Source organism: Cupriavidus basilensis (assembly GCF_000832305.1).
Classification (GTDB): Bacteria; Pseudomonadota; Gammaproteobacteria; order Burkholderiales; family Burkholderiaceae; genus Cupriavidus; species Cupriavidus basilensis_F.
This window is the reverse complement of record NZ_CP010536.1, coordinates 1,323,888-1,341,700: the sequence shown is the minus strand read 5'-3', so window position 1 is coordinate 1,341,700 and position 17,813 is coordinate 1,323,888. Positions and strand designations below refer to the sequence as shown.

General features: G+C 66.2%; 19 protein-coding genes. 6 read left to right on the top strand and 13 right to left on the bottom strand.

The features are described from left to right. Nucleotides 1-29 precede the first annotated feature (29 nt). From RR42_RS06110 to RR42_RS06100, 3 genes are read right to left on the bottom strand one after another with little or no spacing between them, the layout of a single operon-like run. Nucleotides 30-911, bottom strand: a complete 882-nt coding sequence (locus RR42_RS06110; protein WP_043344910.1) for a TatD family hydrolase — start codon at nucleotides 909-911, stop codon at nucleotides 30-32. Between the two features lie 28 nt (nucleotides 912-939). Then, nucleotides 940-1,689, bottom strand: coding sequence for a lipoprotein-releasing ABC transporter ATP-binding protein LolD (gene lolD, locus RR42_RS06105; RefSeq protein ID WP_043344908.1), 750 nt, complete (start codon nucleotides 1,687-1,689; stop codon nucleotides 940-942). After that, entirely contained in the window at nucleotides 1,682-2,932 is a 1,251-nt protein-coding gene (locus RR42_RS06100; protein ID WP_043344906.1) for a lipoprotein-releasing ABC transporter permease subunit, read from the bottom strand. Before RR42_RS06100 ends, lolD begins: the two co-directional genes overlap by 8 nt. A gap of 160 nt (nucleotides 2,933-3,092) precedes the next feature. Between RR42_RS06100 and RR42_RS06095 the strand changes: the two genes are divergently transcribed. Both RR42_RS06095 and recJ read left to right on the top strand, forming a co-directional pair. Continuing rightward, nucleotides 3,093-4,217 carry a hypothetical protein gene (locus RR42_RS06095; RefSeq protein ID WP_043351476.1) on the top strand — a complete coding sequence of 375 codons (1,125 nt, stop codon included), beginning with the start codon at nucleotides 3,093-3,095 and terminating at the stop codon, nucleotides 4,215-4,217. 27 nt (nucleotides 4,218-4,244) lie between these two features. Beyond that, nucleotides 4,245-5,942: a single-stranded-DNA-specific exonuclease RecJ gene (recJ, locus tag RR42_RS06090; protein WP_043344905.1), complete on the top strand. Its 1,698-nt coding sequence runs from the start codon at nucleotides 4,245-4,247 to the stop codon at nucleotides 5,940-5,942. A gap of 21 nt (nucleotides 5,943-5,963) precedes the next feature. Here the strand turns inward: recJ and RR42_RS06085 are convergent, their stop codons facing one another. Further along, complete coding sequence (locus RR42_RS06085; protein WP_043344902.1) at nucleotides 5,964-6,686, bottom strand: peptidoglycan DD-metalloendopeptidase family protein; 723 nt, start codon at nucleotides 6,684-6,686, stop codon at nucleotides 5,964-5,966. 211 nt (nucleotides 6,687-6,897) lie between these two features. Between RR42_RS06085 and prfB the strand changes: the two genes are divergently transcribed. The 4 genes from prfB to RR42_RS06065 all read left to right on the top strand — a co-directional run bounded on the left by prfB (nucleotide 6,898) and on the right by RR42_RS06065 (nucleotide 11,504). Continuing rightward, nucleotides 6,898-8,002 (top strand): peptide chain release factor 2 gene (gene prfB, locus RR42_RS06080; protein WP_144409746.1). Its coding sequence is split into 2 segments (ribosomal slippage): nucleotides 6,898-6,978 and nucleotides 6,980-8,002, totalling 1,104 coding nucleotides; the frame shifts between segments, so codons are not numbered across the junction. A 98-nt stretch (nucleotides 8,003-8,100) separates the two neighbouring features. Next, nucleotides 8,101-8,871: an SDR family oxidoreductase gene (locus RR42_RS06075; protein WP_043344900.1), complete on the top strand. Its 771-nt coding sequence runs from the start codon at nucleotides 8,101-8,103 to the stop codon at nucleotides 8,869-8,871. Nucleotides 8,872-8,911: 40 nt separating this feature from the next. Then, nucleotides 8,912-10,450, top strand: a complete 1,539-nt coding sequence (gene lysS / locus RR42_RS06070; protein ID WP_043344898.1) for a lysine--tRNA ligase — start codon at nucleotides 8,912-8,914, stop codon at nucleotides 10,448-10,450. Nucleotides 10,451-10,721: 271 nt separating this feature from the next. Then, nucleotides 10,722-11,504, top strand: coding sequence for a glycine zipper 2TM domain-containing protein (locus RR42_RS06065; RefSeq protein WP_043344897.1), 783 nt, complete (start codon nucleotides 10,722-10,724; stop codon nucleotides 11,502-11,504). 61 nt (nucleotides 11,505-11,565) lie between these two features. Here RR42_RS06065 and iscX read toward each other — a convergent pair whose 3' ends face one another. The 9 genes from iscX to iscR form a co-directional block, all read right to left on the bottom strand. Beyond that, complete coding sequence (iscX, locus tag RR42_RS06060) at nucleotides 11,566-11,760, bottom strand: Fe-S cluster assembly protein IscX (RefSeq protein WP_006160183.1); 195 nt, start codon at nucleotides 11,758-11,760, stop codon at nucleotides 11,566-11,568. Nucleotides 11,761-11,826: 66 nt separating this feature from the next. Beyond that, nucleotides 11,827-12,165, bottom strand: coding sequence for an ISC system 2Fe-2S type ferredoxin (gene fdx / locus RR42_RS06055; RefSeq protein WP_043344894.1), 339 nt, complete (start codon nucleotides 12,163-12,165; stop codon nucleotides 11,827-11,829). A 42-nt stretch (nucleotides 12,166-12,207) separates the two neighbouring features. Continuing rightward, complete coding sequence (gene hscA, locus RR42_RS06050; RefSeq protein ID WP_043344892.1) at nucleotides 12,208-14,070, bottom strand: Fe-S protein assembly chaperone HscA; 1,863 nt, start codon at nucleotides 14,068-14,070, stop codon at nucleotides 12,208-12,210. Between the two features lie 126 nt (nucleotides 14,071-14,196). Continuing rightward, complete coding sequence (gene hscB / locus RR42_RS06045; RefSeq protein ID WP_043351472.1) at nucleotides 14,197-14,715, bottom strand: Fe-S protein assembly co-chaperone HscB; 519 nt, start codon at nucleotides 14,713-14,715, stop codon at nucleotides 14,197-14,199. Between the two features lie 112 nt (nucleotides 14,716-14,827). Then, complete coding sequence (locus tag RR42_RS06040) at nucleotides 14,828-15,061, bottom strand: DUF3565 domain-containing protein (protein ID WP_043344889.1); 234 nt, start codon at nucleotides 15,059-15,061, stop codon at nucleotides 14,828-14,830. A 28-nt stretch (nucleotides 15,062-15,089) separates the two neighbouring features. Then, nucleotides 15,090-15,410: an iron-sulfur cluster assembly protein IscA gene (gene iscA / locus RR42_RS06035; protein WP_017229301.1), complete on the bottom strand. Its 321-nt coding sequence runs from the start codon at nucleotides 15,408-15,410 to the stop codon at nucleotides 15,090-15,092. A gap of 31 nt (nucleotides 15,411-15,441) precedes the next feature. After that, the gene (gene iscU / locus RR42_RS06030) at nucleotides 15,442-15,843 is read right to left on the bottom strand and encodes a Fe-S cluster assembly scaffold IscU (RefSeq protein ID WP_006160178.1); all 402 of its coding nucleotides are present in this window, start codon (nucleotides 15,841-15,843) and stop codon (nucleotides 15,442-15,444) included. A gap of 62 nt (nucleotides 15,844-15,905) precedes the next feature. Further along, on the bottom strand, nucleotides 15,906-17,129 hold the full coding sequence (locus tag RR42_RS06025) for an IscS subfamily cysteine desulfurase (protein ID WP_276288603.1): 1,224 nt from the start codon (nucleotides 17,127-17,129) through the stop codon (nucleotides 15,906-15,908). 62 nt (nucleotides 17,130-17,191) lie between these two features. Beyond that, nucleotides 17,192-17,746, bottom strand: a complete 555-nt coding sequence (iscR, locus tag RR42_RS06020; protein ID WP_043344885.1) for a Fe-S cluster assembly transcriptional regulator IscR — start codon at nucleotides 17,744-17,746, stop codon at nucleotides 17,192-17,194. Nucleotides 17,747-17,813 lie beyond the last annotated feature (67 nt).

Below are 17,813 nucleotides of genomic sequence, written 5' to 3'. Positions count from 1 at the left end.
TATACGGCCGCTCCCGGCCGCCAGACTTGTCAGGATGAAACGGGTTGGTTGCCGATTGTTTCGGCCGGGGCCGATGCAGGCAATGCCGCGGGGAACATGGTTGACGCGAACGCGCCCAGCCGCGGCAAGGCGGCCACGGAGTTGCGCCACATCGCCTGCGCCAGCGGCGCGGCATCCAGCTCGCGCAACTCGCTCAGCACGCGCGCCACGCCGGCCACTTCGGCGGGCGTGTTGCGCGCCTTGTGCTGCTCGCCGAACTGGTCGTCGGACAGCCAGGCGGGCGCGATGTCGGGCGCGTCGGTTTCCAGCACGATGGCGTCGAGCGGCAGTTCCGTCGCCAGGCGCCGGATCTGGTTGGCGCGGCTGAAGGTCAGGTTGCCGCCGAAGCCCAGCTTGAGGCCCTGGTCGATAAATCCCCGCGCCTGCTGCGCGCTGCCGTTGAACGCATGGGCAATGCCCTGGCGCACGCCGATGCGGCGCAACTGGGCCGCCACCTGGTCCTGCGACTTGCGCACATGCAGCAGCACCGGCAAGTCCAGCTCGCGTGCAATCTTGAGTTGCTCGGCATAGATCCAGGCCTGGTGCGTGGCATCGAGGCCGGGCACGAAGAAATCGAGCCCGATCTCGCCGATGCCGACGAAGCGCGGATCGGCCAGCGAGGCTTGCGCCTCGCTGCGCAAAGCGTCGAGGTCGGCCTGCCCCGCGCCTGGCGTGCACAGCGGATGGATCCCCAACGCGTAGACGCAGCTAGCGTGGCGATGCGCCAGCGCCCGCACCGCGGCAAAGTTCGACACGGCCACCGCCGGCAGCACGATGCCCGTCACCCCCGCCGTGGCAGCGGCGGCGGCAACGGTGTCACGGTCGGCATCGAATTCGCCGGCATCGAGGTGGCAATGCGTATCGATCCACATGGCGGGTTCCGCTGGTGCCTGGGCGCTCTCAGCGCTCGCGGTGGATATGCCCATCGCGCAGCCGCAGCACGCGATCGCAGCGGCTGGCCAGGTCAAGATCGTGGGTCACGATGACAAAACTGGTGCCCAGCGTGCGCGACAGCTCCAGCATCAGGTCGTAGACCCCGCCCGCGGTATGGTCGTCCAGGTTGCCGGTGGGCTCGTCGGCCAGCACGCAGGCCGGGCCGCCCACCAGCGCGCGGGCGATTGCCACCCGCTGGCGCTCGCCGCCGGACAGCTCGCCGGGCCGGTGCTGTGCCCGGTCGCCCAGGCCCACGCGCTCAAGCACCGTCATCGCCGCCGCGCGCGCCTCGGGCTGGCGCAGCCCGCGGATGCGCATCGGCATGGCCACGTTGTCCAGCGCGGTGAACTCGGGCAGCAGGTGGTGGAACTGGTAGATAAAGCCCAGCTCGCGGTTGCGCACGATATTGCGCTCGCTCTCGCGCAGCGCGGTGAAGGGCCGGCCCTTCAAGGCGACCCGCCCGCTGTCCGGGTTGTCGAGCCCGCCCAGCACATGCAGCAGCGTGCTCTTGCCGGAACCGGAAGCGCCCACGATCGCGACTTTCTCGCCCGCATCGACCCGGACATCCACGCCCTTGAGCACGGTCACGTCCAGGCCACCCTGGCGGAAGCGCTTGGTCAGGCCTTCGGCCAGCAGCACCGGCATATCCGAGCCGGCCTTGCCGGCGGCGTCGGCGGCATTACCGGCCTGTGCGGCGTGCATCAGGGTTTCACTCATAGCGCAGCGCCTCCGCCGGGTTGACGCGGGCAGCACGCCAGCTTGGGTAGAGCGTGGCCAGGATGGACAGCACGAAGGAGACGATACCGATGGTCGCAATGTCGTTCACGCGGGGATCCGAGGGCAGTTCGCTGATGAAATAGATGTCGCGCGGCAGGAACTGCACATGCAACAGCCGTTCGATAAAGGGCACGATCACATCGATGTTGAAGGCGATCAAGGCGCCGCCGGCAACCCCCGCCAGCGTGCCGATAAAGCCGATGGCAACGCCCTGCACGATAAAGATCTTGGTGATCGAGCCGGGCTGGGCGCCCATGGTGCGCAGGATGGCGATGTCAGCCTGCTTGTCCGTCACGGTCATGACCAGCGTGGACACCAGGTTGAAGGCCGCCACCGCGATGATCAGCGTCAGGATGATGAACATCATGCGCTTCTCGGTCTGCACCGCGGCGAACCAGTTGCGGTTCTGCTTGGACCAGTCCCGCAGGTAAAGCTCGCCCGAGAGCGTGCCGGCCAGTTCGTCGGCCACCTGGGGGGCGCGCTGCATGTCCGTCAGTTTCAAGCGCACGCCGGTGGGCCCGGCGAGGCGGAACATGGCTTCGGCATCGCGGATATTGATCAGCGCCAACGCGTTGTCGAACTCGAAATGGCCGGACGAGAACACGCCCACCACCGTGAACTGCTTGAGCCTCGGCAGCACGCCGGCCGGCGTGATGGTGCCCTGCGGCACCACCAGCGTGACCTTGTCGCCCACCTGCACGCCCATCGCGTTGGCCAGCTCATTGCCCAGGGCGATGCCGAACTCGCCCGGAACCAGGCGCTCCATGCTGCCGCCCCGGAACTGCTTGCCGATATCGGAAACCTTGGGCTCTTCCGAAGGCTCGACCCCGCGCAACAGCACGCCGCGCACGGCGTCCTCGCGGGTCAGCATGGCCTGCGCGGCCACATAGGGCGCAGCACCGATCACTTCTTTGTTGCGCATCGCCTCGGCGGCGGTCTTCTGCCAGTCGGGCAGCGCCCCGGGGCCAACCACCTCGATGTGCGACAGCACGGAGAGCATGCGGTCCCGCACTTCTTTCTGGAAACCGTTCATCACCGACAGCACCACGATCAGCGCCGCCACGCCCAGCGCGATGCCGAGCATGGAAATCATCGAGATAAAGGAAATAAAGGTGTTGCGGCTGGCGCGCTTGCTTGCGCGGGTGTATCGCCAACCGATCTGCCACTCGTAAGGAAAGTTCAAGAGGGTTCCTGTTGTTAAGGAGAAACGCCGGCGCCACACCGCCGACGCCACTGATGACTTGCTGGCCGCACACCCGTGGCGCCGCTCGCGCCACTGCCGCAACCGGGCCGGGGACGATATTTCCTCCGCCAGCCAGCCGCAAGTTTACAATCTCGGCACCATGATGACGCACCTGACCCTGATTGTGCCCTTTTCTGTCCCGCCCGGCGCCGCGATCGACGCCGACGGTGGGGGCAACGACGCCATGCTCGAAGCCCTGCTGCGGCAGTTGGAGTTGCCGGCGCTGGGAAAGTTGCTCACGCGCGCCAGCCCCGGCCCGCGCGAGCGGCACGACGACCCCTTCCTGCGCGCGCTGCCGCATGAGCGCTGGCTGGCCGGGCGCGCCGGGCTCGACACCGCCCGTGTGCCCAGCGCCCCGTACATGCGCCTGGCCGACATGACCGCCGCCGGCAACGGTGCCACGGCGGACGATGGCCAGGCCTGGGCCTGCCTGCAGCCGGTGCATATCCATGCGGCGCGCGACCACCTCGTGCTGATGGACCCGGCTCAGCTGCATATCCGGGCCGAGGAGTCCGCCGCCCTGCACGCCGCGGTGGCGGCGCTGCTGCAGGAATCCGGCATTGTGCTTGAAACACCGCACCCGGCGCGCTGGTACATCCCGCAAGCCGTGTTCGGGCCACTTGTGGCCGCCAGCCCGCTGCGGGCCACCGGCCGCAATATCGATGTGTGGATGCAGGCCGGCGAGCGCGCCCGCGACTGGCGCCGGATCCAGAACGAAATCCAGATGACCTGGTACGACCATCCGGTGAACCAGGCCAGGGAAGCCGCGGGAGCGTTCTCCGTCAATTCGGTCTGGCTCCACGGCGGCGGTACCCTGCAGCCGGTGCCGCGCCTGGCGGACACGGTACTGACCGGCGACGCCTTCCTGCGCGGCGTGGCGCTGGCCGGCGGCGCGGCATGCCAGCCCCAGCCGCCGCGGTTCAAGGCGCTCCAGGCGCTGCAGGGCAGCGCCATGGTGCTGCTGGACGACGCCATCGAATCCCATATCGCGCAGGACTGGGGCCTGTGGATCGAGCGCATGCACACGCTCGACGCCGAATGGTTCGCGCCCGCCCTGGCCGCCCTCGAAGCCGGGCAGTTGCAAGCGGTCACGCTCATGCTGTCCGGCGACAACCACTACGCCGAGTTCACCGTGCGCCGCGCCGACCTGCGCAAGTTCTGGCGCGGCCTGGGCCAGCGCGGCGACTGGCGCGCGCTGCTGTCCGACCTCGCCTATGCCGCCTGATCCCCTGGTTTTCCGCAAGACCCCGCAATGACAAAAATCGCTGTTCGCTCTTTTTCCACCGAGCACGCTGGCAAGCTGGCCGGGTTCGGCCTGCATCCCACGCTGGCGCGCATCCTCTCGGCACGCGGCGTGCGCGAGCCGGCCGAGCTCGCCACCGAACTGCCCGGCCTGGCGCCGCCGGCTGCCATGAAAGGCATCGACCACGCGGCCACCTACCTGGCCGACGCCATCGCCGCGGGCCGGCGCCTGCTGATCGTGGCGGACTACGACTGCGACGGCGCCACCGCCTGCGCGGTGGGCGTGCGCGGTTTGCGCATGCTGGGGGCGCGCATCGACTACATCGTGCCCAACCGCTTCGAGTACGGCTACGGCCTGACCCCGGAGATCGTGGCCCTGGCCGCCAGGCAGCAGCCGGACGTGATCGTGACGGTGGACAATGGCATTGCCAGCGTCGACGGCGTGGCGGCGGCCAATGCGCTCGGCATCGACGTGGTGGTGACCGACCACCACTTGCCCGGCGACCAGTTGCCCGACGCAGCAGTGATCGTCAACCCCAACCAGCCCGGCTGCGAATTCCCCAGCAAGAACCTGGCGGGCGTGGGCGTGATGTTCTACGTGCTGCTGGCCTTGCGCGCCGAACTGCGCCGCCGCGGCGTGTTCGACGCGCAGACCCAGCCGCGCCTGGACACCCTGCTGGACCTGGTTGCGCTAGGCACGGTCGCCGACGTGGTCAAGCTCGACAGCAACAACCGCATCCTGGTGGCGCAGGGCCTGAAGCGCATGCGCGCCGGGCGCATGCACGCCGGCGTGGCCGCCCTCTTCCGTGCCGCCGGGCGCGAGGCCACGCGCGCCAACACGTTCGACCTGGGCTTTGGCGTGGGCCCGCGCCTGAACGCCGCAGGGCGGCTGGCCGACATGTCGCTAGGCATTGAATGCCTGCTGACCGACGACGCCAACCGCGCCTGGGAGATCGCCCAGGAACTCGATGGCATGAACCGTGAGCGGCGCGATATCGAAGCTGGCATGCAGCAGGAAGCCTTGCAGATCCTCGAAGGCCCGCTGGGCGCGCTGGATCCGGCCGCACGCTTTACCGTCAGCGTGTTCAACGACACCTGGCACCAGGGCGTGATCGGCATCGTGGCCTCGCGGCTCAAGGAAAAATACCACCGCCCCACCATCACCTTCGCCCCGGGCGACGAAGACACGATCAAGGGATCGGGCCGCTCCATCCCGGGCTTTCACCTGCGCGATGCGCTGGACCTGGTGTCCAAGCGCCATCCCGGCCTGCTGAAGAAGTTTGGCGGCCACGCCATGGCGGCCGGCCTGACCCTCGGCGCCGACAGCTTCGGGCAGTTCATGGAAGCGTTCGAGGCAGTGGGGCGCGAATGGCTGAGCGACGAGCAGCTGGCCCGGGTGATCGAGACCGATGGCGACATCGAGGATGCCTGCTTCAGCCCGGAATTCGTCTCGCTGCTGGAGCAGCAGGTCTGGGGCCAGGGCTTCCCGGCGCCCACCTTCTGCGGCGAGTTCGACGTGCTGCGCCAGAGCGTGCTCAAGGGCAAGCACCTGAAGCTGCAGCTAGGGCGCGGCAGCCAGCGCTTTGACGCGATCTGGTTCAACCATGCGGATTCGCTGGGCGCCAGCGCGCTGGTGGCCTACCGGCTCGACAACAACACCTTCAACGGCATCACACGGGTGCAGATGGTGATCGAGCACGCGCAGTAGCGCGCCTGGCTGGCGGGCGGCTTAACCGCGCGACGGCAGCAGCCCTGCCGGATCCACCGGCTTGCCGTTGTTGCGCACCTCGAAATGCAGCTCGCTGTCGGCCGTGCCCATGCGCCCGACCTCCTGCCCGCTGGATACCTGCGCGCCCTCGCTGACCGAGGGCTTGTCCAGGTTGCCATACACCGTCAGCCAGTTGTCGTCGTGCTTGATGATCACAAGCATGCCGTAGCCGCGCAGGTCGCCGACGTGGATGGCCTTGCCGGCGGCGGCCGCGCGCACCACGCTGCCGGGCGCCGTGTTGATACGCAGGCCCTTGCTGGCAGGCGGCCCATAGCCAGCGGTCACGCGGCCGTCGGCCGGCCATTGCAGGCGGATGCTGGTGGCGGGCGCACGCGACGGTGCGCTGTTATCCACCCGCGGGGTGTCCCCGACCGCCACCGGGCCGTTGCCAGCCGCCGTGCCGGCGCTGGCGCCGACTGGCGGGCGGACCCGAAGCAGTTGCCCGACTTCGATCCGGTCCGCGCTGGGCAGCTGGTTCCAGCGCACCAGGTCGCGCACGGCGCGCTTGTGCCGCCGGGCCACGGTGTACAGGGTGTCGCCGCTCTGCACCCGGTAGTAACCATCAGGCGCGGGCTCGCTGGCCAGGGTGCCGCAGCCCGCGGCCAGGCACGCCGCCGCGGCGGCGGCCAGCAGGCCAAGCGCTCGGCGCCGCGCGTTCGTCTTGTCGTGGTTGCTTTGCTTCATCACGTACTTATCGTCCCTCCCTGTCCTTGACTTGAAGCCTGCCGGGTGGCCGGCCTTGGGCCGACGGCGCGTTCGAGTCTGCCATGACGCACCCGCAACTGTAGACCCTCCAGGGGGCAAACCGTTCGAAATCGCGCAACAGACGCGATCAGAGCCGGGGCAAAAGCCCCCGATCCGCTATAATTCAAGGTTTTGAAAGCGCAGGAACATCATGGAAGCAGAACGCCTCAACGCCATCTCCGGTGCCATCTCTGATCTCCGTTCGCGAACGGAAGATCTACGGGGGTATCTTTGACTACGATGTCAAAGTAGGACGACTCGACGAAGTCAACGGCGAACTCGAGGACCCCGAGGTCTGGAACAACCCCAAGCGGGCCCAGGATCTCGGCAAGGAAAAGAAAATGCTGGAGGGCGTGGTCGGCGTGCTCAGCAAGCTCACGGACGACCTTAGCGGTGCCGACGAGCTGTTCGAACTCGCCCGCGAAGAAGGCGACGACGACACGCTGGAAGCCATCGAGACCGACGTTTCCGGCTTCGAAGCCATCGTCGCCGACATGGAATTCCGCCGCATGTTCTCCGGCGAAATGGACCAGGCCAACGCCTTTATCGACATCCAGGCCGGCGCCGGTGGCACCGAAGCCTGCGACTGGGCGTCGATGCTGCTGCGCCAGTACCTGAAGTATTGCGAGCGCAAGGGCTTCAAGGCCGAAGTGCTGGAAGAGTCGGAAGGCGACGTGGCGGGCATCAAGAGCGCCACGATCAAGGTCGAGGGCGAGTACGCGTTCGGCTACCTGCGCACGGAAACCGGCGTGCACCGCCTGGTGCGCAAGTCGCCGTTCGATTCGTCGGGCGGCCGCCACACGTCGTTCTCGTCGGTCTTCGTCTACCCCGAGGTCGACGAATCGTTCGAGGTCGACGTCAATCCGGCGGACCTGCGCGTGGATACCTACCGTGCCTCCGGCGCGGGCGGCCAGCACATCAACAAGACCGATTCGGCCGTGCGGATCACGCACATCCCGACCGGCATTGTGGTGCAGTGCCAGAACGACCGCTCGCAGCACCGCAACCGCGCCGAAGCCATGTCGATGCTGAAGTCGCGGCTGTATGAGCACGAAATGCGCAAGCGCCAGGCCGAAGCCGACAAGCTGGAGTCGTCCAAGACCGATGTGGGCTGGGGCCACCAGATCCGCTCGTACGTGCTGGACCAGAGCCGCATCAAGGATCTGCGCACCAACGTGGAAATGTCCAACACGCAGAAGGTGCTGGACGGCGACCTGGATCCCTTCATCGTAGCCAGCCTGAAGCAAGGGCTGTAACCACGCAGCGGCGCCGCGCCGCCGCCACGCGCCCCCGGCAAGGATCGGCGTGCGGCGGCGGCAGGTGCGGCCTCTCACCTGCCGGGACAATCTTGACCATGACCGCAGCATCGACCGCAGCAACGCATCTGATCATCATCACGGGTACCTCGCGCGGGCTCGGTGCCTCGCTGACGCAGGCATTGCTCAAACCGGGCAACCGCCTGGTATGCGTGTCCCGCAGCCGCAATCCCGAGCTGGAACGGGCGGCCTCCGCCAGCGGCGTCAAGGTGGCCTGGCACTTGCAAGACCTCTCCCAAGCCGGCCCGTCGGCAACCTGGCTCGGCAGCGTCCTCGATGTCGTCGAGGAAACGCTTGCCAGCGTCACGCTGATCCTGAACGCGGGCGTGATCGATCCGATCGGCCCCATCGCCAACCTGCGCGAGCCGGCGCTGGTGCAGCATCTGCTGACCAACCTGGCCACGCCGATGACCATGAGCGCGGCCTTCCTCTCGCACACCGAGCGCTTTGGCTGCCCACGCAAGATCCTGGCGATCTCCTCCGGCGCGGCACGCCGCCCGGTCGAAGGCTGGAGCGCATATTGCGCCAGCAAAGCGGGCCTGGACATGTTCGTGCGCTCCATCAACGCCGAGTACGCGCAGGCGCCGGCGGAACGCGCCGTGCGCGCGGTGGCGCTGGCGCCGGGCGTGGTCGATACCGGCATGCAGGCCACCATCCGCAACGCCGACTTTGCGCAGGTGCAGCGCTTCCGCGACCTCAAAGACAACGATCAGCTGGCCTCGGCCGACGACACCGCACAGCGTATCGCTGCGTACCTGGAGCGGCCTGATTTCGGCAGCACCGAGCTGGACGACATCCGCAATACATGAACTTCGCGCGGGCCTGGCCCGAGCGACTCACCAAGACATCATGACCGAATCCAACCGCGCTCCCGCCGAGACCAACGTCCCGGCCGCAGCCGACGAAAACAAGATCATCGCGGAACGGCGCGAGAAGCTCCAGGCCCTGCGTCAGCAAGGCCCGGCCTTCCCCAATGACTTCCGCCCGACCCACCAGGCCGCCGCGCTGCACACGCAGTACAGCGAGACCGAGCAGGCCGTGCTCGAAGCCACCCCGGTGGAAGTCGCCATCGCCGGGCGCATGATGCTCAAGCGCGTGATGGGCAAAGCCAGCTTTGCCACCGTGCAGGACGGCTCGGGCCGCATCCAGTTCTACATCAGCCGCGATGCGATTGGTGAAGACGTGTACGCCGCCTTCAAGAAGTGGGACCTGGGCGATATCGTGGCCGCCCGCGGCACGCTGATGAAGACCAAGACCGGCGAGCTGTCGGTGGCGGTGACCGAGCTGCGCCTGCTGTCCAAGAGCCTGCGCCCCCTGCCCGGCGACTACTACGGCCTGGCCGACCAGGAACAGAAATACCGCCAGCGCTATGTGGACCTGATCGTGTCGCCGGAAACGCGCGCCACCTTCCGCGCCCGCACCAACGCCATCAGCTCGCTGCGCCGGCACATGGCCAGCAACGACTTCATGGAAGTCGAAACGCCGATGCTGCACCCGATCCCGGGCGGCGCCACGGCCAAGCCGTTCATCACCCACCACAACGCGCTGGACATGCAGATGTTCCTGCGCATCGCGCCCGAGCTGTACCTGAAGCGCCTGGTGGTGGGCGGTTTCGAGCGCGTGTTCGAGATCAACCGCAACTTCCGCAACGAGGGGGTGAGCCCGCGCCACAATCCCGAGTTCACCATGATGGAGTTCTACGCGGCCTACACGGACTACCGCTGGCTGATGGACTTCACCGAGGACCTGATCCGCCAGGCCGCGATCGACGCGCGCGGCAGCGCCGTGCTGACCTACCAGGACCGCGAGCTGGACCTGTCCAAGCCGTTCCATCGCCTGACCATCACGCAGGCCATCCAGAAGTTCGCGCCGCAATATACCGATGCGCAACTGGCCGACACGGAGTTCCTGCGCGCCGAGCTGAAGAAGTTCGGCATCAACACCGGCGCGCCGCAATTCCTCAACGCGGGCCTGGGCACGCTGCAACTGGTACTGTTCGAGGAAACCGCCGAAAGCCAGCTGTGGGAGCCGACGTTCATCATCGACTACCCGGTGGAAGTCTCGCCGCTGGCGCGCGCCTCGGATACCCAGCCGGGCATCACCGAGCGCTTCGAGCTGTTCATCACCGGCCGCGAAATCGCCAACGGCTTCTCCGAGCTGAACGACGCCGAAGACCAGGCCGAGCGCTTCCGCAAGCAGGTCGACCAGAAGGATGCGGGCGACGAAGAAGCGATGTACTTCGACGCCGACTACATCCGTGCGCTGGAATACGGCATGCCCCCGACGGGCGGCTGCGGCATCGGCATCGACCGCCTGGTGATGTTGCTGACCGACAGCCCGAACATCCGCGACGTCATCTTGTTCCCGCATCTGCGCCGCGAGGACTGACGCGGCACGGCGGCCTCGCCGGGCCGCCTCGCACAGCAAAAAGCCCCGCCGGTTTTTGGCGGGGCTTTTTGCTTGTGACTGCGAGCTTGTTACAAACACAGCCCGCGAAGGCCATGCCTTTTACCGCCAAGCCTATGATTCAGCTGAGAATTTCAGCCTACAGAAACTTACAAAATCAAACGGAAAATGGCCGTGAATTGGGCCAAACTAGGTCCATCGAATCGCTAGCCATCAGTACCGCTGACCGGCTGCGTTTTGCGAGGAAAACAATATGTCGAATCCGACCTTGCACCAATCCAACGAGCCTGCCTTGCCCGCTTCCCTGCCCACCCAACGCCGCCTGCATCCGCTGGTAGGCGCCGCCGCGGTAGCCGTCGTGATCGCCAGCCTGACCGCGGTCGCCGCCATGACCGGCGTGCTGCCCACCAGCAAGGCCACGCAGGGAGCGCCGCAGTCCCTGACCGCGCCTGTTGCCGCCAATGGCACCGTCAATGGCGCCATCAATGGTGCCGACACCGCGCAACTGGCGGCGCCGGGCAGCACCACGCGGCCGCCCGAGACCGCGAACCTGGCGCAAGCGCCCGTCGCCCCGGCCGCACCGACACCCCCCGCTGCACGCCGCGCCCAGGAGCGCAGCAGCGCCAGCCGCGATGCGGGCTATGGCCCCGCGGCCAGCCGCAACGACAACGGCGCCTACGCCGAACGCCAGCCGGCGCAAGGCAGCGCGTATGCCGGCCGCGTCGTAGCCATAACACCGATCGAAGCGCCCAAGCCCGCCAGTGGCCTGGGCGCCGTCGGCGGCGCGGTCATCGGCGGCCTGCTCGGCAACCAGATCGGCAAGGGCAATGGCCGCATCCTGGGCACCGTTGCCGGTGCCGTGGGCGGCGGCTTTGCCGGCAACCAGATCGAGAAGACCGTGCGCAAGGACACCAGCTACCAGGTCCGCGTGCAGATGGACAACGGCAGCCACCGCACCTTCACGTATCAAGCCGACCCGGGCGTGCAGATCGGGGAACGTGTGCACATGCAGGATGGCCAGCTGGTCGCTGGCTGAGCCGGCATCCGCAACAGCGAAAAAAAACCGCGTTTTGCGCGGTTTTTTTTCGTTCCAGCCCTTACTCCGCTTCTTCAATCCAGGCGGATTGAATCGCTTCCAGGATCTTCTCGCCCGAGCGATCGGCCACATCGGCAAAGCCGTCCAGCTCCATGACCCAGCGGTGCAGGTCGGTGAAGCGGATGGTGGTGGGATCCACGTCCGGGTACTTGTCGTACAGGGCGGCGGCGATGTCGTAGGTGTCGGTCCACTTCATGGGAATTCTCTCCGGTCAGTTCTGGTCAGCTCTGGTCAGGCGAGCAAGCCGGCGAATGCGCCGCGCTCAATGCTCTTCCTTGGCATGGTTGATCGTGTACTTGGGGATCTGCACGGTGAGGTCGCTGTCGGCCACCAGGGCCTGGCAGGACAGGCGCGAGTTGGGCTCCAGGCCCCAGGCCTTGTCGAGCAGGTCTTCCTCTTTTTCCTCAGCCTCTTCCAGCGAGTCGAAGCCCTCGCGCACCACCACGTGGCAGGTGGTGCACGCGCAGGACTTCTCGCAGGCGTGCTCGATCTCGATGCCGTTGCTGAGCAACGCGTCGCAAATGCTGGTACCGGCTTTGGCTTCAAACACGGCCCCTTCGGGGCAGAGTTCGACGTGGGGCAATACGATGATCTGTGGCATGGAATGTCCTGGATATGGATAGGGTGCGATTGGCCTCGGGAATCAGCCCAGGTCCTGCACCTTGCGGCCGGCCAGCGCGCTCTTGATCGAGCGGTCCATCCGGCGGGCGGCGAATTCGTCGGTGCCGTGGGACAGCGCTTCCACCGCTGTCTTGATGGCGTGGTGATCTTCGCCTGCGGCAATGTCGCTAGTGGCCGCGATCAGGCGCTCCACGTCGGCGCGCTCCTCGGCCGAGAGCAGGTCGCCATCGAGTTCCAGCGCGCGGCGCGTGGCTTCGATGAGGCGCGCGGCGTCCACGCGTTCCTCCGCCAGCGCACGGCTCTTCATGTCGTGCTCGGCTTCCCGGAAGCTGTCCTGCAGCATGCGGGCGATCTCGTCGTCGGCCAGGCCGTAGGACGGCTTGACGGTGATGGTCGCCTCCACGCCGGATTGCGTCTCGCGCGCGAAGACCGACAGCAGCCCGTCGGCGTCAACCTGGTACGTCACGCGAATGCGTGCCGCGCCGGCCACCATCGGCGGAATGCCGCGCAGCTCGAAACGCGCCAGCGAGCGGCAATCGCTCGCCAGTTCGCGCTCGCCTTGCAGCACGTGGATGGCGATGGCCGTCTGGCCGTCCTTGAACGTGGTGAATTCCTGCGCGCGGGCGACTGGGATGGTGCTGTTGCGCGGGATGATCTTCTCGACCAGGCCACCCATGGTTTCCACGCCCAGTGACAGCGGAATCACGTCCAGCAGCAGCCACTCCTCGCCGGGCGCGCCGTTGCCGGCCAGCAGGTTGGCCTGCATGGCAGCGCCCAGGGCCACGACCTTGTCCGGGTCGAGGTTGGTCAGTGGCGGCTGGCCGAAGAAGTCTCCCACCGCCTTGCGAATCGACGGGATGCGGGTTGCGCCGCCAACCAGCACGACGCCCTTGACCTCGTCCGCCGCGACGCCGGCATCGCGCAGCGCCTTGCGCACGGGCGACAGGGTCTTTTGCACCAGCGGCGCGGTCAGTTCGACGAAGGTCGTGGCCGACAGCGTCAGGTGCACGATCTCGCCACTGTTCAGCACGGCATCGATCACAGTCGAATCGGCCGCCGACAACGCTTCCTTGGCCGTGCGCGAGCGCACCATCAGCAGGCGCATATCCTCGGCGGACAGCGGTTGCAGGCCAGCCTGCTCGACGATCCAGCACATCAGGCGCTGGTCGAAATCGTCGCCACCCAGGGCGGAGTCGCCGCCGGTGGCCAGCACTTCGAACACGCCCCGGCTGAGCTTGAGGATGGAGATATCGAAGGTGCCGCCGCCGAGGTCGTACACCGCGTAGATGCCCTCGGAAGCGTTGTCCAGGCCGTAGGCGATGGCTGCCGCGGTCGGCTCGTTGAGCAGGCGCAGCACTTCAAGGCCGGCGAGCTGCGCGGCATCCTTGGTAGCCTGGCGCTGGGCGTCGTCGAAATAGGCAGGCACCGTAATCACCGCGCCGACGAGTTCGTCGCCGAGCGAATCCTCGGCACGCTGGCGCAGCGTGGCCAGGATTTCCGCCGAGACTTCCACCGGGCTCTTCACGCCGGCCACGGTCTTGATCTGCACCATCCCGGGCGCGTCGACGAAATCGTAGGGGCTGTGCTCGATATGCGCGACGTCGCGCAGGCCGCGCCCCATGAAGCGCTTGACCGAGACGATGGTGTTCTTGGCGTCGTGCACCGCCTCTTCCTGCGCGCGGTAGCCGATCTGCGTACCCTTGGGCAGGTAGCGCACGACCGAAGGCAGCAGCGCGCGGCCGCTTTCGTCGGTCAGGACTTCGGGAATGCTGTTGCGAACCGCCGCCACCAGCGAATTGGTGGTGCCAAGGTCGATGCCGACCGCGAGCCGCTTCTGGTGGGGTGCCCGCGACATGCCGGGTTCGGAGATCTGGAGCAGTGCCATGATGAATCTTCTTTATTCGTGCGGTGGCAAAAACGGCCCGTCGCACAGGCCGGCTTTGCGCCGGGGCGCCATTGTGGCATGGCTGGGGCGAACTTGCCTGGCGGCGCTGGAGTCCCTCGGGGAACGCTAGCCTTCCAGGCGGTCGATCGCCTCGCTGGTATCGTGTTCGATTTTCTCGATGAACATCAATTGCCTGGCCGCGCTGCCGGCACCCGCGTTATCGCCGGCATCGAGCAGCGCACCCAGCGCCGCGTGGCGCTCGCGCTTCTCGCCACGCAACGCACGCAGCAGCGCATCGAGGCGCGCAACATCATTGTCTTCAACCGCTTCCTGCAGGGCCTCGCGCCATTCCATCTGCTGCATCAGGAAGGCGGGCGCCATGGCAGTATTGCTCTCGGCCTGGATGTCCACGCCACGCAGCGTCAGCAGGTAGATCGCGCGCTTGAGCGGCTGGCGCAGCGTGCGGTATGCCTCGTTGGCATGCGCGGCCCATTGCATGGCCACGCGCCGCTCGGCATCGCCGGCGTTGGCAAAGCGGTCCGGGTGCGCCTGCGATTGCACGGTCAGGTAAGCGGCATCCAGCGCCGCTTCGTCGACTGCATATCCGACCGGCAGGCCGAACAGCGCGAAATAATCGTCTTTCAACACCTTCCCCAACAAAAAGGAGCGGCTGCGCCGCCCCTTTGAACTTCCTTCAGCGTGAAAGCGGCACGCTGACCGCGCGGCACGGGCCGCAGCAATGTGGCGGCTGATCCGGTCAGGCAGCGCGCTTTGCGCTGCCGCCCGCCCAATCCGCCGGCGGTTCCGCCCGATCGCATTTCAGGCAGTTCACCAGCACGCCCATCCTGGCCGCACGCCCCTGCGGCGTCAGCGTCCACGGACGCATCTGCCAGGGCGGGTCATGGCGCATATGCTGGCCATGCCCGCAATCGAGTTCCGCCACCCAGTGGCTTTCCTCGTCCTGGTGAAAGCCGGCAATGCTGCGTTTCATCGTATCCGGCGTACTGATGCCAGCACGCTCAAACCCGGAACGACTCTCCGCAGCCGCACTCATCCTTGACGTTGGGGTTGTTGAAGCGGAACCCCTCGTTCAGGCCTTCGCGCGCGAAATCGAGCTCGGTGCCGTCGATATACGGCAAGCTCTTGGGATCGACGATCACCTTGATGCCGTGCGACTCGAACACGCTGTCTTCCGGCAACAGGTCGTCGACGTACTCCAGCTTGTAGGCCAGGCCCGAGCAGCCGGTGGTCTTGACGCCGAGGCGCAGGCCAACGCCCTTGCCGCGGCGGTCCAGGTAGCGCGCCACATGCTTGGCGGCCTTCTCGGTAAGCGTGATCATCGCTGCTTCATCCCTTGATTGAACGCGGAACTCAGGCGGCCTTCTGCTCGGCGCCTTCGTGCTTCTTCTTGTAGTCCTCGACCGCTGCCTTGATGGCATCTTCGGCCAGGATGGAGCAGTGGATCTTCACCGGCGGCAACGCCAGTTCTTCGGCGATGTGCGTGTTCTTGATTTCCAGTGCCTGATCCACGGTCTTGCCCTTGACCCATTCGGTCACGAGCGAGGAGGACGCGATGGCCGAGCCGCAGCCATAGGTCTTGAACTTGGCGTCTTCGATCACGCCAGCTTCGTTGACCTTGATCTGCAGCTTCATGACGTCGCCGCAAGCGGGCGCGCCAACCATGCCGGTGCCCACCGCGTCGTCGTTCTTGTCGAACGAGCCAACGTTGCGGGGGTTTTCATAGTGGTCGAGAACCTTGGTGCTGTATGACATTTTGGCTACCTCTTGGCGTATCGGTATTTATGGGGTCTTGCGTGGGTCTTGGCGCTTGGTGCTTAGTGCGCGGCCCACTGGATGGAATTCAGGTCCACACCGTCCTTGAACATTTCCCACAGCGGCGACAAATCGCGCAGCTTGGCGATCTTGCTCTTGAGCAGTTCCACGGTGTAATCGACTTCTTCCTCGGTGGTGAAACGGCCCACCGTGAAGCGGATGGAACTGTGCGCGAGTTCGTCGTTGCGGCCCAGGGCGCGCAGCACGTACGAAGGCTCCAGCGACGCCGAGGTGCAGGCCGAGCCCGACGACACCGCCACGTCCTTGATCGCCATGATCAGCGATTCGCCTTCGACGAAGTTGAAGCTGACATTGAGGTTATGCGGCACGCGTTGTTCCAGGTCACCGTTGAGGTAGACCTCTTCCATGCCCGACAGGCCACGCCACAGGCGATCGCGCAGCATGCGGATACGTTCGTTTTCCGTAGCCATTTCCTCGCGGGCGATGCGGAAAGCTTCGCCCATGCCCACGATCTGATGCGTGGCCAGCGTGCCCGAACGCATGCCGCGCTCGTGACCGCCGCCGTGCATCTGCGCTTCCAGGCGCACGCGCGGCTTGCGGCGTACGTACAGCGCGCCCACGCCCTTCGGGCCGTAGGTCTTGTGTGCCGAGAACGACATCAGGTCGCACTTCAGCGTGTTCAGGTCGATCGCCACCTTGCCGGTGGCCTGGGCCGCGTCGCAATGGAAGATGATGCCCTTGGCGCGGCAGATCTCGCCGATCTGCGCCACGTCCTGGATCACCCCAATCTCGTTGTTGACCAGCATCACCGACACCAGGATCGTGTCAGGGCGGATCGCCGCCTTTAGCACTTCGATGTCGACCAGGCCGTTTTCCTGCACGTCGAGGTAGGTCACCTCGAAGCCCTGGCGCTCCAGCTCACGGGTGGTGTCGAGCACAGCCTTGTGCTCGGTCTTCACCGTGATCAGGTGCTTGCCCTTGCCCGAATAGAAATTGGCCGCACCCTTGATGGCGAGGTTGTTGGACTCGGTTGCGCCCGATGTCCACACGATCTCGCGCGGATCGGCGCCCACCAGTGCCGCCACCTGCTCACGCGCCTCTTCCACCGCGCGCTCGGCATCCCAGCCGTAGGCGTGGCTGCGCGAAGCCGGATTGCCGAACTGTTCACGCAAGTACGGAATCATCTTGTCCGCCACGCGCGGGTCTACCGGCGTGGTGGCTGAGTAATCCATGTAGATGGGGAAATGTGGGGTGCTCATCGTTATGACTGCCTTTTAGGGACCGCTATGCTTGACGTTGCTCTCTGTTCTCTTGCCGGCTGCCCGTCTTACGACTGAGCCAGGCTGAAAACCGAATTCACCACCCGCGCACGCGCGGGCTTTTCCTGCTTGTCCGGCTTGCCGATCGGCGCGGCCACGGTTTGCGCAGCCGACTCCTCGCGCATGTCGTGCAACACCGCGGGACACTTGGCGCGCTGCTGGTCGACCAGGTTCTTCAGGGAGACGGAATCGAGATACTCGACCATTTTCTGGTTCAGCGTGGCCCACAGTTCGTGGGTCATGCAGCGACCGGTTCCCTCATCTCCGTTACAATTACCCTTTCCGCCGCATTGCGTGGCGTCGAGCGGCTCATCGACTGCGATGATGATGTCCGCCACCGTCACGTCTTCCGCCTTGCGGGCAAGACTGTAGCCGCCGCCCGGGCCGCGCACGCTTTCCACGATCTCGTGGCGGCGCAGCTTACCGAACAGCTGCTCGAGGTAAGAGAGGGATATTTTCTGGCGCTGGCTGATGCCCGCTAGCGTAACGGGACCCTGATCCTGGCGCATGGCCAGGTCAATCATGGCGGTTACCGCAAAGCGGCCTTTGGTCGTCAGTCTCATGATGCTGGGGAGTACTTGATCATTTTGGTCAAGTATAAAAGAAGTCGACTAATTCAGTCAAGTACCC